Source organism: Brucella cytisi, assembly GCF_038433355.1.
GTDB lineage: Bacteria > Pseudomonadota > Alphaproteobacteria > Rhizobiales > Rhizobiaceae > Brucella > Brucella cytisi.
Window position 1 is genome coordinate 1 of the sequence record NZ_JBCAUP010000041.1, and the last position, 13,078, is coordinate 13,078.

The window sequence follows — 13,078 nt, forward strand, 5'->3', positions numbered from 1 at the left end:
GCGGCTGCCCGCTGGTAACGCAGTAAAAAGAGGCTGGTTGAATGAACGCAGCAACTGGCAATATGACGGCCCTGCATGAAGCAGGGCCGAACGATGGCGGCTCATCCGGCAAGACCGTTCTTTCGGCACGCGGACTGGGCAAGTCTTTTGGCGGCTTTCATGCAGTCAAGAATGTCGACCTCGATGTGGAACATGCTCGTGTTCACGCGTTGATCGGCCCCAACGGCGCAGGCAAAACCACGGTTTTCAATCTCCTGACCAAGTTCTTGCAGCCATCGAGTGGCGAGATCACGCTTCTGGGCGAAACCATCACCAAGACTGATCCGGCCAAGGTGGCCCGCATGGGTTTGGTGCGCTCGTTCCAGATTTCGGCCACCTTTCCGCACCTGACCGTGCTGGAAAATGTAAAGGTCGCATTGCAGCGTCCCAATGGGCTTGCCACACAGTTCTGGCGCTCGCTGTCAGCACTCGACCGGCTCGACGCACAGGCCATCGAGCTTCTGGAGCGGGTCGGCCTTGCCGATGCCCGTCATGCACTGGCCGCCGATCTGTCCTATGGCCGCAAGCGCGCGCTCGAAATCGCCACCACGCTGGCGCTTGATCCGAAGGTTCTGCTGCTCGATGAGCCGATGGCGGGCATGGGCCATGAAGATGTCCATACCATTGCCGCCCTCATTGCCGATGTGGCGAAGGATCGCGCGGTCTTGATGGTCGAACACAATCTCAAGGTGGTGGCCGACATTGCCCACCACGTCACGGTGCTGCAGCGCGGCGAAATTCTCGCCTCCGGCGATTATGCCACCGTCTCCAGGGACGAGCGCGTGCGCACCGCCTATATGGGAACCGAACATGAATAGAGGCCAACCGCTATTATCCGTGCGCGGGCTCAATGCCTGGTATGGCGAAAGCCATGCCCTGCACGGCGTCGACCTCGATATCTGGCCCGGCGAAACCATCACGCTTCTTGGCCGCAACGGCGTCGGCAAGACGACGACGCTGCGTGCCATCATGGGCATCATCCGCAAGCGCACTGGCACCATCACGCTCGACGGCAAGGACATCATGCGCGTGCCGCTGCATCGCATCGCCCATGCAGGTCTCGGTTTTGTGCCCGAAGAGCGCGGCATCTTTGCCACCTTGAGCGTGCATGAAAACCTGCTTTTGCCGCCTGTCGTCGCCAAAGGCAGTCAGGGCACGATGTCGCTCGACGAAATCTACGAACTCTTTCCCAATCTGCATGAGCGCCGCAACAGCCCCGGCACCAAGCTTTCGGGTGGCGAACAGCAGATGCTGGCAATTGCGCGCATCCTGCGCACCGGGGTCAAGGTGCTGCTGCTCGACGAGCCGACCGAAGGTCTTGCGCCCGTTATCGTGCAGCGCATCGGCGATGTGCTGGTGGAGTTGAAAAAACGTGGCATGACGGTGTTGCTGGTCGAGCAGAATTTCCGCTTCGCCGCCAAGGTCGCCGACCGCTTTTATCTCATGGATCATGGCGTGGTGACGGAAAACTTCCCCACCGCCGAACTGCCCGCCCGCATGGCGGCGCTCAACGAAGCGCTGGGGGTATGACACGATGACAATGATTTTTGGAATACCTTTGCAGGCACTTCTCGGGCAGCTGCTGGTCGGCCTCATCAACGGCTCCTTCTATGCCATGCTGAGTCTCGGCCTTGCCATCATCTTCGGGCTTCTGCGCATCATCAATTTCGCCCATGGCGCGCAATATATGCTGGGTGCCTTTGTCGGCTATCTGCTGTTGAGCTGGCTTGGCATCGGCTACTGGCCAGCGCTGATCCTCGCCCCGCTTATCGTCGGCCTCGGTGGCGCGATCATCGAGCGCGTGGCCCTGTCGCGGCTCTACAATCTCGATCCGCTCTATGGCCTGCTCTTCACCTTCGGCCTTGCCCTCGTGATCGAAGGCACGTTCCGCTATTATTATGGTGCTGCCGGTCAGCCCTATGCCGTGCCGCCTTCGCTTGCGGGCGGGCACAATCTCGGCTTCATGTTCCTGCCGAACTATCGCGCCTGGGTGGTCGTCGCCTCGCTTTTCGTCTGCCTCGGCACCTGGCTCCTGATCGAAAAGACCAAGCTTGGCGCCTATCTGCGCGCCGCGACGGAAAACCCCACTTTGGTCAAGGCCTTCGGCATCAATGTGCCGCTGCTCCTCACCTTCACCTATGCGTTGGGTGCGGCGCTTGCCGGTGTTGCGGGCATCATGGCCGCGCCGATCTATCAGGTCAGCCCGCTGATGGGGTCCAACATCATCATCGTGGTCTTTGCCGTGGTGGTCGTCGGCGGCATGGGCTCGATCCTGGGCGCCATCATCACCGGTTATGTGCTGGGGCTGGCGGAAGGCCTCACCAAGGTCTTCTATCCGGAAGCCTCCAGCATCGTCATCTTCGTCATCATGGCTATCGTCCTTCTGGTTCGACCCGCCGGACTGTTCGGGAAGGAGGCCTGATATGGCTGATACTGCTCTCAAGACCGCTCTCAGGGCCACCGCAGCCCCGCGCGACAGCAAGGCGCCTGCCGTCAACAGCCTCTCGGTCATCGTCCTCGGCATCGCCCTTGTGGGACTGCTGGCTGCACCCTTCATGGTCTACCCCATCTTCCTGATGAAGATGTTGTGCTTTGCGCTGTTCGCCTCCGCCTTCAATCTTCTCTTGGGCTATACCGGCATTCTGTCCTTCGGCCATGCGGCCTTCTTCGGCGGCGCTGCCTATATCACAGCCCATACGGTGAAAGTCTGGGGCGTCACGCCGGAACTCGGTCTCGTACTCGGCGTTCTCGCCGCAGCCGCCCTTGGCCTCGTCATCGGTTATCTCGCCATTCGCCGTCAGGGCATCTATTCGACGATGATTACGCTGGCATTGGCGCAAATGTTCTTCTTCTTCTGCCTGCAAGCCACCTTCACCCATGGCGAAGACGGATTGCAGGGTGTGCCGCGTGGATATCTCTTCGGCATCATCGACCTCAACCAGCCGATGAACATGTATTATTTCGTGCTGGCCGTGTTCGTCCTTGGCGTCTTCGTCATCTGGCGCATCATCAACTCGCCCTTCGGCATGATCCTGAAGTCGGTACGCGAAAACGAGAACCGCGCGGTTTCGCTCGGCTATTCCGTCAACCGCTACAAGCTTGCAGCCTTCGTCATGTCGGCAGCACTCGCGGGTCTTGCAGGCGGCCTGAAGGCGCTTGTCTTCCAGTTTGCAACGCTGACCGATGTCGGCTGGCAGATGTCGGGCGAAGTGATCCTCATGACGCTTCTGGGCGGTATCGGAACACTCATAGGCCCCATCGTCGGCGCTGCTTTCGTCGTTGCGCTGCAGAACTATCTCGCAACATCCGACTTCCCGGTAACGATCGTGACGGGCGTCATCTTCATGGCATGCGTCCTCCTCTTCCGTAAGGGAATCGTAGGCGAGTTCTATGGATCGCGAATTGGAAAGAAACTCTTCGGCTAACCAACATTTCGGGAGCCGCACGCTCGTTCGATAGCGGCTCCGCCTTTTACTGGATATGAGATCATGACCGACACCTACGATTACATCGTGGTTGGCGCGGGCACGGCAGGTTGCGCCCTCGCGAACCGGCTTTCCGCAGACCAGAACCGCTCCGTGCTGCTGCTGGAGGCAGGCGGAAAGGACAATTACGCCTGGATCCACATCCCGGTCGGCTATCTCTATTGCATCGGCAATCCACGCACCGACTGGTGCTTTACCACGGAAGCCGAACCGGGGCTGAACGGTCGTTCGCTCGGCTATCCGCGCGGCAAGGTGCTTGGCGGCTGCTCCTCCATCAACGGCATGATCTATATGCGCGGTCAGGCCCGCGATTACGATCTGTGGCGTCAGGCCGGATGCGAAGGCTGGGGCTGGGACGATATCCTGCCGCTCTTCAAGAAATCAGAAGATTATTTTGCAGGTGCCAGCGATCTGCATGGCTCGGGCGGCGAATGGCGCGTCGAGAGCGCTCGCCTGCACTGGGATATTCTGGATGCCTTCCGCGATGCAGCCGTCTCGGCGGGCATCCCCGCCACCGACGATTTCAATCGCGGCGACAATGAAGGCGTGTCCTATTTCAAGGTCAACCAGAAGCGCGGCATTCGCTGGAACACGACCAAGGCCTTTCTGCGCCCGGCATTGGATCGCAAAAACCTCACCGTCGAAACCGGTGCACATGTGCGCCGCATCGAGATCGAGGAGTTGCGCGCCACCGGCGTCACCTTCGACCAGAACGGCACCACCCGCACGGTGAAGGCAAAGCGTGAGGTCATTCTTGCTGCCGGTGCGGTCGGCTCGCCGCAAATTCTCGAATTGTCGGGCATCGGGCGCGGCGACGTGCTGCAGCAAGCGGGTATCCCGATCAAGCTGGAGCGCAAGCAACTCGGCGAAAACCTGCAGGATCACCTGCAATTGCGCTGCGCATACAAGGTTACCGGGATTCCAACGCTCAACGAAAAGGCAAGCAAGCTTGTCGGCAAGGCAATGATCGGGCTGGAATATCTGCTGCGCCGTTCGGGGCCTATGTCCATGGCGCCAAGCCAGCTCGGCGTCTTCACCCGCTCCGACCCGTCCTACGAGACCGCCAATCTGCAATATCACGTGCAGCCGCTCAGCCTGGAAAAATTCGGCGAGGCCGTGCACCCCTTCCCTGCCTTCACGGCAAGCGTGTGCAATCTGCGCCCCGATAGCCGCGGTTCGATCCACGTCAAGTCACCGGATCATCGTTCACAACCGGCAATCAGGCCGAATTATCTCGCCACCGAAAGCGACCGCCGCGTTGCCGCCGACGCCATCCGCATCACACGCCATATCGTGGCACAGGCTCCATTGCAGAAGTTCCGCCCGGAGGAATTCAAGCCCGGCCCGAGCTATGAAACGCAGGAGCAGCTGGAAAAGGCGGCTGGCGATATCGGCACGACGATTTTCCATCCGGTCGGCACCTGCCGCATGGGGCAGGATGCGGAAGCAATCGTCGATCCGCGCCTGCGCTTCAATGGCATTGCGGGCCTGCGCGTTGCCGACGCCTCGGTCATGCCGACCATCACTTCCGGCAACACCAACTCGCCGACTCTCATGATCGCCGAGAAGGCCGCACAGATGATTATCACCGATAACCGCTAGAACCAGATTTCCGAGTGCCCGGTCAGCGGAAATGGCAATCCGCTCACCGTCTCGTGAACGCAATTTCGGCATCATGGCTTCGGCAAATTCTGAAATAATTTTCCTTGTTTATTGCCTGACAAAAGGGAATTATCGGCAACAAGGTGGGCAGGGGGAGAAAGATCATCTCAAAAGATCGCTTTCCGGGACCGGCTCTCCAAAGTTTTTAAACAAGGAAAACAAAATGTCGTCAGTCCTTTCCCGCTACACGCTGACCCGTCGCGCCGGTCTGAAAGCCCTTCTCTTCACCGCAGCCGCACTGACTGTCGGCTTCGCGTCGGCACCGAGCCACGCAGAAGACAAGACCATCAAGGTCGGCATCATGGGCGGTGAAGACGAAGACGTCTGGAAAGTCGTTGCCGAAGAAGGCAAGAAACACGGCCTCAACATCGAGCGCGTGACCTTCAACGATTACAACCAGCCGAATGAAGCTCTGGAACGCAAGGAAATCGACGCCAACGCCTTCCAGCACAAGCCTTATCTCGATGAGCAGGTCAAGCAGCACGGCTACAAGATCAGCGTCGCCGGCTACACCGCCGTCTGGCCGATCGGCATCTATTCGCGCAAGCACAAGAGCCTTGACGAGCTGAAGGAAGGCGCTGTCGTCGGCGTGCCGAACGATCCGTCGAACGAAGGCCGCGCCCTTCGCGTTCTGGAAGAAAAAGGCCTCATCAAGCTGAAGCCAGATGCAGGCATTCTGGCCACCCCGATCGACATCGTCGAAAACCCGAAGAAGCTTGAGATCAAGGAACTCGACGCCGGTGTTGTCGGCCGTTCCATTGATGACCTCGATGCAGCCATCGTGAACAACGACTGGGCAGCAAAGGCAGGCCTCAAGAAGGAAGAGGCAATCGGCTGGGAATCGAAGGAAAACAACCCGTACAACAACTTCATCGCGGTCCGCACCGAAGATGAAAACGCCGAATGGGTGAAAAACCTCGTGGCTTCGTTCCAGAACGACGCCGTGAAGGCCGAAATCGACCGTGCCTACAAGGGCACCGGCATCCCGGCCTGGAAATAATCGCTTTTGAAGCTTGAACGACCGCGCCGGAACCGTTTCCGGCGCGGCTTTTATTGACGTACCGACAAAAATTGCCCTAAAGCATCGCCACAGCAAAAACTGATGGCTTGAGCGAGGCATCATCCTTCCTTGAACCTTAATAAAACAGCCGCTGTTCGCAGCGGCGCATCAAACTATAGAAGAAACGACCGTGACCATTGAAAAGCCACCCGCCACATCAGCGCTCATCGTCGAGATGAAAGACGTGCGCCGAATGTTCGGCGATACGGCAGCTATCAACGGCGTTTCGCTTTCCGTCGCGCGCGGCGAAATTCTCGGCATCATCGGTCGCAGCGGCGCGGGCAAGTCCACGCTGATCCGTTGCGTCAACGGCCTTGAAAAGCCGGATGCCGGTTCGATCCTGATCGAAGGTCGCGAAATCACTGGTCTTGGCGAAGACGCACTGCGCCCCTTGCGCCGCCGCATCGGCATGGTGTTCCAGCATTTCAATCTGCTTTCGGCCAAGACGGTTGCGGAAAATATCGCTTTGCCGCTGAAGATCGCGGGCAAGCCGAAGGCCGAACGCGCCAGGCGTGTTGCGGAACTTCTGGAACTGGTCGGCCTTTCCGACAAGGCAAAGCATTATCCAGCCCAGCTTTCCGGTGGTCAGAAACAGCGCGTCGGCATTGCCCGCGCCCTTGCTGCCGAACCGGCTGTGCTGCTTTCGGACGAAGCGACATCCGCGCTCGACCCGGAAACCACGCAGTCCATTCTCGCGCTGCTGAAAGACATCAACACCAAGCTCGGCCTTACCATCCTGCTCATCACGCATGAGATGGAAGTCATCCGCCGCATTGCCGACCGCGTCATCGTGCTCGACCACGGCGCTATCGCCGAGGACGGTCCGGTCTGGAAAGTCTTTGCCAATCCGCAATCGCCCGTCACGCAAAGCATGTTGCAGGTGCTGACGCCGGAACTGCCTGCCGTCTGGCGCGACCAGCTGGAAAAATCCGGCGCCCTCGCCGTACTGAAGGTAAAGCTGTCGGGCGCAGCCGCAAAAGGCGCATTCTTCAACGATGTGACAGTGACCACCGGCCTTGTGCCGCAACTGATCCATGGCGGCATGGACACGATCCAGGGAGAGCCAGTCGGCACGCTCTTCATCAGCCTGCCCGCTGAGGACAAAGCGAAGTTCGACGCCGCAATCACCTATCTCAACACCCATGCAGACGCCACGGAGGTACTCGGCTATGTCTCAGGCGATGCTTGATCTTCTCTGGCGCTCCTTCTGGGAGACCATCATCATGACCGGCTTTTCGAGCCTGATCTCGCTCGTCGTCGGTCTGCCGCTTGCCCTCATCATGATCCTGACTGAACGGGGTGGCCTCGCACAGAACCTGACGCTGAACACGATCCTCGGCGCCATCATCAATGGCTTCCGCTCGGTTCCGTTCATCATTCTGCTGGTGGCGCTCATTCCCGTCACGCGCTTCATCGTCGGCACGTCCATCGGCACATGGGCCTCCATCGTGCCGCTTTCCATTGCCGCTATTCCCTATTATGCGCGTATTGCGGAAGTGTCGTTGCGTGAAGTGGACCACGGCCTCATCGAAGCCGCGCGCTCCATGGGTGCAAACCGCTGGACCATCGTGCGCGAAGTGCTGGTTCCGGAAGCCCTGCCGGGCATCATCGCGGGCTTCACGGTCACGATCATCACTCTGGTCGGCGCATCGGCAATGGCGGGCGCCATCGGTGCTGGCGGTCTCGGCGATCTTGCCATTCGCTATGGCTATCAGCGCTTCGAGACGCAGATCATGATCGCAGTCGTGATCATCCTCATCATCATGGTTTGCGGCATCCAGTGGATCGGCGACCGGCTGGTGAGCCGTCTGGACAAGCGCAACCTGCGCGCCTGACCCTTTACTGGTCCGCTTATCTTTTCCTCTCGCGGAAACCCGCTTCCAGCGTGTTTCCGTCCGGATCGAAGACCAGTGCCGCGTAATAGCCCATCTCTTCCGGTCCCTGATAGCCGGGGCCGCCGCTATCCCTGCCGCCTGCCTTCAGCGCGGCCTCATGAAACGCCTCCACCGCCTCGCGGCTTCCGGCTGTAAACATCAGGTGCAGGCGGTCGCCGGGCTTGTCCTCGCCAGCGCCTGCCCCATCGTGGCTGCCATGGATCCATAGAAACGGAACCGGCGCCCGCTCTCCCCCGCTGACGAAGAAACCGCTGCCTGATCGGGCAATGACCTCCAGGCCAAGTTCAGGCATGCAGCTTTCGTAAAAGGAAAGGCTGCGATTGACGTTACGGGCTTTGAAACCGATGTGATCGAAGAGCGACATAAGATTCAATATATCGCGGCCAACTATAAAGAAAAGCGGCGCTTTCGATTTTGGAAAACGCCGCTATCACTCTTCAATTCTTGATAATATCGAAGGTTATCCGCGTGTGCGGGCCAGACCGTCTTTTGCAGGCTGATATTTCGGATCAAGCTGTACCGCGCGCGAATAGGAATTCGCAGCCTTGGCCTTGTCGCCATTGTGCTCGTAGACAAGCGCCTGATTGGCCCAGCTTTCCGCAATATTCTGGTCAAGCGTAATGGCTGTGTTGAAATCGTCGAAGGCATTGTCGTAGTCGCCGAGCGCCACATAGGAAATGCCGCGACCGTTATAAGGTTCCGGCGCCGTGGAATTGAGCGAAATTGCCTTGGAGAAGTCCTCGATGGCCTGCTTGTGCTGGCCCTTGGCCTGATAAATCAGGCCGCGATTATGGTAGGCGCGACCGTCGGTGGTCTGCAGGGCAATAGCCTGATTGAAGTCGCTAAGCGCCTGATCGAGACGGCCCGCCTGACGGTAGACATTGCCGCGCCCGATATAGGCAGCGTCATATTGCGAATTAAGCTGGATGGCCTTGCTGTAATCCTGCACGGCCTTGGTGCTGTCGCCCATATAGCGATAGACCAGCGCGCGGTTGGCATAGGCCTGATAGAAATTCGGATTGAGCGCTATTGCCTGATCAAAATCGCGCAGCGCTTCCTTGTAGCGCCCGGACTTGCCATAGGCGGAACCACGCACATTGTAGCCTTCCGGATCGCGCGGATTGCTCTGGATCACGCTTGTCAGCGAACTGATGTTCTCGCTCGACCCCTGCGCCTTATCGACAGTGCTGAGTGCGGTGGTTGTGGAGCTTTGGCAGCCAGCAACGGTCAAAGCCAGAAGTGCGGCGGCAATGAGAAGGCCGTTTCGACCTGTTCCAGACGATTGCATCATCTTCAAGCGCGTGGGCAACGACTGCATTCCTTTCAGCTCGCATAGGGGCGCAAGGCCCTTCTGCCTCTTTTCCATCCCGTGCCAGCCCGGTTTGCGGGGCTAACTCATGCCGGGCTATTCTGTCTGTTACGGTATTATACTGGTCTCAACCAGCAGATAAAAACAGCAAAAAGGCGGCATGTTCTTAAGCTTGGCTTGCCTTCGGATAACCCGCCTGACAGTTGAATATCCTAATTATTTGTTTTTACACATAATGGTGTGCAAGAAGTCCATAAACTTTTCGTAACGCTGCATTAAAAATAGAGGCTCGAAGTTATGAAAATACATCTAGTGGTCTGATTCCGACGTTTGAAACGGGATCAATGTCGGACGGGTATCAAACGTCAAATTCAATCCACTAGCCGACATAAAATCGCTTCACACTGCGCGGGAAACAACCTCAAATATCTGAAGTCAAAACGTGCAAAATCCGGCGCAAGCTGAAGCCAGCACCGGAAAGCAAAAAAGGCGCTGTCCAGCAGCGCCTGTTTTCAAGGTCGATCAGCGAGCGCCCGGACGGCCGCCGATGAGACCTTCACGCTGAGCGCGCTTACGGGCCAGCTTGCGTGCACGACGAACGGCTTCTGCCTTTTCGCGAGCGCGCTTTTCGGACGGCTTTTCATAGTGGCCGCGCATCTTCATTTCGCGGAAGATACCTTCGCGCTGCATCTTTTTCTTGAGAGCGCGGAGAGCCTGATCAACATTATTATCGCGGACGAGTACCTGCACGTGTATTCCCGTATCGGTTAGAATTTCGGTTAAGCCTGAGGCCGTTAGGGGGTCTTTTAACGATTTCAGCCGGTCTGACCGGCCGAGCAACGCCCAAAGGCTCCCAAGCTTCGCAACGGATACGCTGCAAATTGGTCGTGGCTAATACCAGAAAGAGCCTAGCCTGTCCACCTCAAGATGCAACTTTGCCCACCGGCTTGCGTGAAATACCGGCTTGCACACGAATTACTATGGCCGCAACCGCGCGAATAGGCTAAGCGGCACGCGTTTCCCGCATAATTCGGCCTCAATAGCTATGCATAGCATTTTGCCAGCAAACCGATAATGCCTCCTCTCAATTTATCCGATTCTCCTGATGTCCCTCCGCAAACGACTCGTTATCCAGTTCACAGGCTATGAAGGTCTGCACCCGAAAGCCGTCCGCGTGCGCCACGCGCAGGCCCTGAAGGATTTCGACCGCCTGTGGAAGGCAAAGACCAAGCTTCCGCCCATGACCGAGGAGCCTGACGATTGCGGCACGACCACTGCCGTCACCGTGGGCAATGGCTGGCAGACGGAAACCGAATTCTGCCAGTTCGGCACTGCGGATATTTTTGACGATTACGCCGCGCGCTCCACACCGAAGCGGATGCTGACCGGCTTTCACGCATTCCTGAACATCCTCTTCACCGGAACGCTGTGGCGCTATCTGACGACGAGCTGGCGCTTTGTCCTGTTTTTCCTGTGGCCATTTCTGCTGTCGCTGGCGATTCTGGCTATCGCTGCCTTGCTCGCTTTCACACCGATGGCAGCAGGCCTTTCCGCGCTGCATCTCTTGTGGTCGGTTCCACTTGCCGCCGTCGTCGCAACCCTGCTCGTGCGCAAACCCGGCGACCGGTTTTTCATGTCCTATCTGCTCGACGACTGGTCTGCGGCCTATGATCGTATCCACGGGCGCAACGAGAAGCTCAACCAGCGGCGCAAGGCTTTTGCGGAAGCCCTGAAGCAGAAGATCGAAGCCAGCAATGCCGATGAGGTCATCATCGTTGCGCATAGTCTTGGCACGGTTCCTGCAGTGGAGGCGCTTGCCGACCTGCAGCGTGTGCGTCCCAATCTTCTGGCAAAACAGCCCGTGTCGCTGCTCGCCATCGGCTCATGCCTGATGATGATCGCTCTCCATCCCAAGGCGAAATCATTGCGCGAGGACGTGCGCGTGGTGATCGAGGAAAGCCCGGTCCTGTGGTCGGAATTCCAGGTGCTGACCGACATTATCCACTTCTACGGCTCGGACCCGGCCAAGGTGCTGAAGCTAGAGACCACCAACCCGCCGCTTATCAACCGCATCCGCTTCAAGAACGTGCACAGCGAAAACCGCTACAAGCGGTCGAAGGGCAATTTCTTCCTGATGCATCTGCTTTACATGCGCGGGGCGGAGAAGAAGAATTTCTACGATTTCGGCATGTTCCTGCACGGCCCGTTCTTCTTCCGCGATCTGATGACCGAACACAAAGGAAAAGCCGCCCCTCTCGATGAAGAAGGACGGCTTCCGGTTCGGCATAGCGAAGCGGCTTGAACTGCTTAAGCCTCCGGCGGCTCCACGACGGCAATCGTCAGCCAGGTGGCCGTCAGCGCAGGCTTCAGCGAGTTTTCGATTTCCAGCGTCACATCATAATGATTGACCACGCGACCTGACGGGCGGATATCCGCATCCGCCAGCTTGAAGCGGGCGCGCACGCGGGCGCCGGTCTTGACTGGCGACATGAAGCGCAGCTTGTCGAAGCCGTAATTGATGCCCATCGTAGCACCTTCCAGCATCGGAAGCGCTTCGTAAGCCAGCGTAGAGAGTAGCGACAGCGTCAGGAAGCCATGCGCGATGGTGCCGCCAAACGGCGTTTCCTTGGCGGCGCGTTCCGGGTCGACATGGATGAACTGATGATCGTCGGTCGCATCTGCGAACTGGTTGATCATTTCCTGCGTGACTTCGCGCCACTCGGAACATCCGACTTCCGTGCCGATTGCCTCGCGCAACTGGTCGAGCGTGATTGCGTCTTTCATTCGCTGGCTATTCCTGCTGATGTGATTTGCCTTGTGTTTAACCCATAAAACTCAGGCGGCAACCAGAATTTCCCGTGCTATATCATCCCAGTGCGAGAAAACCCTATGCGCACCCCTGCCCGTCAATTTTTCGGCGTGCCCGGTATAGGTATGTCCGCCGCCCGTATAGCCGAATGCCGTCATGCCTGCCGCGATAGCGCCTTCGACACCGAAGGGAGAATCCTCGATCACCACGCAACGCGCCGGATCGATGCCCATCTTGTCGGCTGCAAACAGGAACAGGTCTGGCGCTGGCTTGCCGCGCTTGACCATGCTGGACGAGTAAACGGCATCGCCGAAATAATGGCTGATGCCGGTCTTTTCCAGGCTGAATGCGATACGCTCCGGCTGCGACGACGATGCCACGCAACGCTTTTGCGGCAGATCGCGCAGGAAGTTGGCAATGCCGATGGTTGGCTGCAGAGCCTCCGCGAACAGGATTTTCGTCTCGGGCCAGAATTGGCTCGTAGCCTCCTCCGGCAGACGGTGCCCGGTCATGTCCTCGATCATCTTCATGATATCGGCCTGCTTCATACCGATGCCCTTGGCGACTGTTCCTTCCGGCAGCTTCATGCCGTGATTGGCATAGACCTGCTCGAAAGCCAGACAGGAAAGCGGCTCGCTATCGACAAGAACGCCGTCACAGTCGAAGATCACAAGATCGAAAGGGGATACGCTGCTCATTTTGGCTCCAGTGGCCCACTAAAGGGATGCATATTTTGTCGCGCAGTTTGGGGATGCGCGTCTGTCAGTGTTGATATAGAGACTGTTCATCCAATACGCATCTATAACAACATAAGCGTGA

General features: G+C 58.2%; 14 protein-coding genes. 9 read left to right on the forward strand and 5 right to left on the reverse strand.

What is annotated here, in order from left to right; translation table 11 throughout:
* Positions 1-41: 41 nt before the first annotated feature.
* The 8 genes from AAE521_RS25230 to AAE521_RS25265 all read left to right on the forward strand — a co-directional run bounded on the left by AAE521_RS25230 (position 42) and on the right by AAE521_RS25265 (position 8,081).
* The gene (locus tag AAE521_RS25230) at positions 42-857 is read left to right on the forward strand and encodes an ABC transporter ATP-binding protein (protein ID WP_342061775.1); all 816 of its coding nucleotides are present in this window, start codon (positions 42-44) and stop codon (positions 855-857) included.
* On the forward strand, positions 850-1,569 hold the full coding sequence (locus tag AAE521_RS25235) for an ABC transporter ATP-binding protein (RefSeq protein ID WP_010659467.1): 720 nt from the start codon (positions 850-852) through the stop codon (positions 1,567-1,569). Before AAE521_RS25230 ends, AAE521_RS25235 begins: the two co-directional genes overlap by 8 nt.
* A gap of 4 nt (positions 1,570-1,573) precedes the next feature.
* Positions 1,574-2,461, forward strand: coding sequence for a branched-chain amino acid ABC transporter permease (locus tag AAE521_RS25240; RefSeq protein WP_010659466.1), 888 nt, complete (start codon positions 1,574-1,576; stop codon positions 2,459-2,461).
* Between the two features lies 1 nt (position 2,462).
* Entirely contained in the window at positions 2,463-3,464 is a 1,002-nt protein-coding gene (locus tag AAE521_RS25245) for a branched-chain amino acid ABC transporter permease (protein WP_342062871.1), read from the forward strand.
* Between the two features lie 63 nt (positions 3,465-3,527).
* Positions 3,528-5,126, forward strand: coding sequence for a GMC family oxidoreductase (locus AAE521_RS25250; RefSeq protein WP_342062872.1), 1,599 nt, complete (start codon positions 3,528-3,530; stop codon positions 5,124-5,126).
* Positions 5,127-5,349: 223 nt separating this feature from the next.
* Entirely contained in the window at positions 5,350-6,186 is an 837-nt protein-coding gene (locus AAE521_RS25255) for a MetQ/NlpA family ABC transporter substrate-binding protein (protein ID WP_010659463.1), read from the forward strand.
* 190 nt (positions 6,187-6,376) lie between these two features.
* The gene (locus AAE521_RS25260; protein ID WP_071632586.1) at positions 6,377-7,435 is read left to right on the forward strand and encodes a methionine ABC transporter ATP-binding protein; all 1,059 of its coding nucleotides are present in this window, start codon (positions 6,377-6,379) and stop codon (positions 7,433-7,435) included.
* Positions 7,416-8,081 carry a methionine ABC transporter permease gene (locus AAE521_RS25265; RefSeq protein ID WP_010659461.1) on the forward strand — a complete coding sequence of 222 codons (666 nt, stop codon included), beginning with the start codon at positions 7,416-7,418 and terminating at the stop codon, positions 8,079-8,081. Before AAE521_RS25260 ends, AAE521_RS25265 begins: the two co-directional genes overlap by 20 nt.
* 16 nt (positions 8,082-8,097) lie before the next feature.
* Here AAE521_RS25265 and AAE521_RS25270 read toward each other — a convergent pair whose 3' ends face one another.
* The 3 genes from AAE521_RS25270 to rpsU form a co-directional block, all read right to left on the reverse strand.
* A complete protein-coding gene (locus AAE521_RS25270; RefSeq protein ID WP_010659460.1) occupies positions 8,098-8,505 on the reverse strand; it encodes a VOC family protein in 408 nt (135 codons plus the stop codon).
* A 96-nt stretch (positions 8,506-8,601) separates the two neighbouring features.
* Positions 8,602-9,459 (reverse strand): tetratricopeptide repeat protein, encoded by an 858-nt coding sequence (locus tag AAE521_RS25275; RefSeq protein ID WP_010659459.1) that lies wholly within the window; start codon positions 9,457-9,459, stop codon positions 8,602-8,604.
* Between the two features lie 513 nt (positions 9,460-9,972).
* Positions 9,973-10,200 (reverse strand): 30S ribosomal protein S21, encoded by a 228-nt coding sequence (gene rpsU / locus AAE521_RS25280; protein WP_010659458.1) that lies wholly within the window; start codon positions 10,198-10,200, stop codon positions 9,973-9,975.
* Between the two features lie 355 nt (positions 10,201-10,555).
* Between rpsU and AAE521_RS25285 the strand changes: the two genes are divergently transcribed.
* The gene (locus AAE521_RS25285; protein WP_342062873.1) at positions 10,556-11,752 is read left to right on the forward strand and encodes an alpha/beta hydrolase; all 1,197 of its coding nucleotides are present in this window, start codon (positions 10,556-10,558) and stop codon (positions 11,750-11,752) included.
* A gap of 5 nt (positions 11,753-11,757) precedes the next feature.
* Here AAE521_RS25285 and AAE521_RS25290 read toward each other — a convergent pair whose 3' ends face one another.
* Both AAE521_RS25290 and AAE521_RS25295 read right to left on the reverse strand, forming a co-directional pair.
* Positions 11,758-12,234, reverse strand: a complete 477-nt coding sequence (locus AAE521_RS25290) for a MaoC family dehydratase (protein WP_010659456.1) — start codon at positions 12,232-12,234, stop codon at positions 11,758-11,760.
* Positions 12,235-12,285: 51 nt separating this feature from the next.
* The gene (locus AAE521_RS25295; RefSeq protein WP_012091465.1) at positions 12,286-12,957 is read right to left on the reverse strand and encodes an HAD family hydrolase; all 672 of its coding nucleotides are present in this window, start codon (positions 12,955-12,957) and stop codon (positions 12,286-12,288) included.
* Positions 12,958-13,078 lie beyond the last annotated feature (121 nt).

Coding starts and splice junctions, on each gene's coding strand:
- AAE521_RS25230 (WP_342061775.1), top strand. CDS start 42: ATGAACGCAGCAACTGGCAATATGACGGCCCTGCATGAAGCAGGGCCG.
- AAE521_RS25235 (WP_010659467.1), top strand. CDS start 850: ATGAATAGAGGCCAACCGCTATTATCCGTGCGCGGGCTCAATGCCTGG.
- AAE521_RS25240 (WP_010659466.1), top strand. CDS start 1,574: ATGACAATGATTTTTGGAATACCTTTGCAGGCACTTCTCGGGCAGCTG.
- AAE521_RS25245 (WP_342062871.1), top strand. CDS start 2,463: ATGGCTGATACTGCTCTCAAGACCGCTCTCAGGGCCACCGCAGCCCCG.
- AAE521_RS25250 (WP_342062872.1), top strand. CDS start 3,528: ATGACCGACACCTACGATTACATCGTGGTTGGCGCGGGCACGGCAGGT.
- AAE521_RS25255 (WP_010659463.1), top strand. CDS start 5,350: ATGTCGTCAGTCCTTTCCCGCTACACGCTGACCCGTCGCGCCGGTCTG.
- AAE521_RS25265 (WP_010659461.1), top strand. CDS start 7,416: ATGTCTCAGGCGATGCTTGATCTTCTCTGGCGCTCCTTCTGGGAGACC.
- AAE521_RS25270 (WP_010659460.1), bottom strand. CDS start 8,505: ATGTCGCTCTTCGATCACATCGGTTTCAAAGCCCGTAACGTCAATCGC.
- AAE521_RS25275 (WP_010659459.1), bottom strand. CDS start 9,459: ATGCAGTCGTTGCCCACGCGCTTGAAGATGATGCAATCGTCTGGAACA.
- AAE521_RS25285 (WP_342062873.1), top strand. CDS start 10,556: ATGTCCCTCCGCAAACGACTCGTTATCCAGTTCACAGGCTATGAAGGT.
- AAE521_RS25290 (WP_010659456.1), bottom strand. CDS start 12,234: ATGAAAGACGCAATCACGCTCGACCAGTTGCGCGAGGCAATCGGCACG.
- AAE521_RS25295 (WP_012091465.1), bottom strand. CDS start 12,957: ATGAGCAGCGTATCCCCTTTCGATCTTGTGATCTTCGACTGTGACGGC.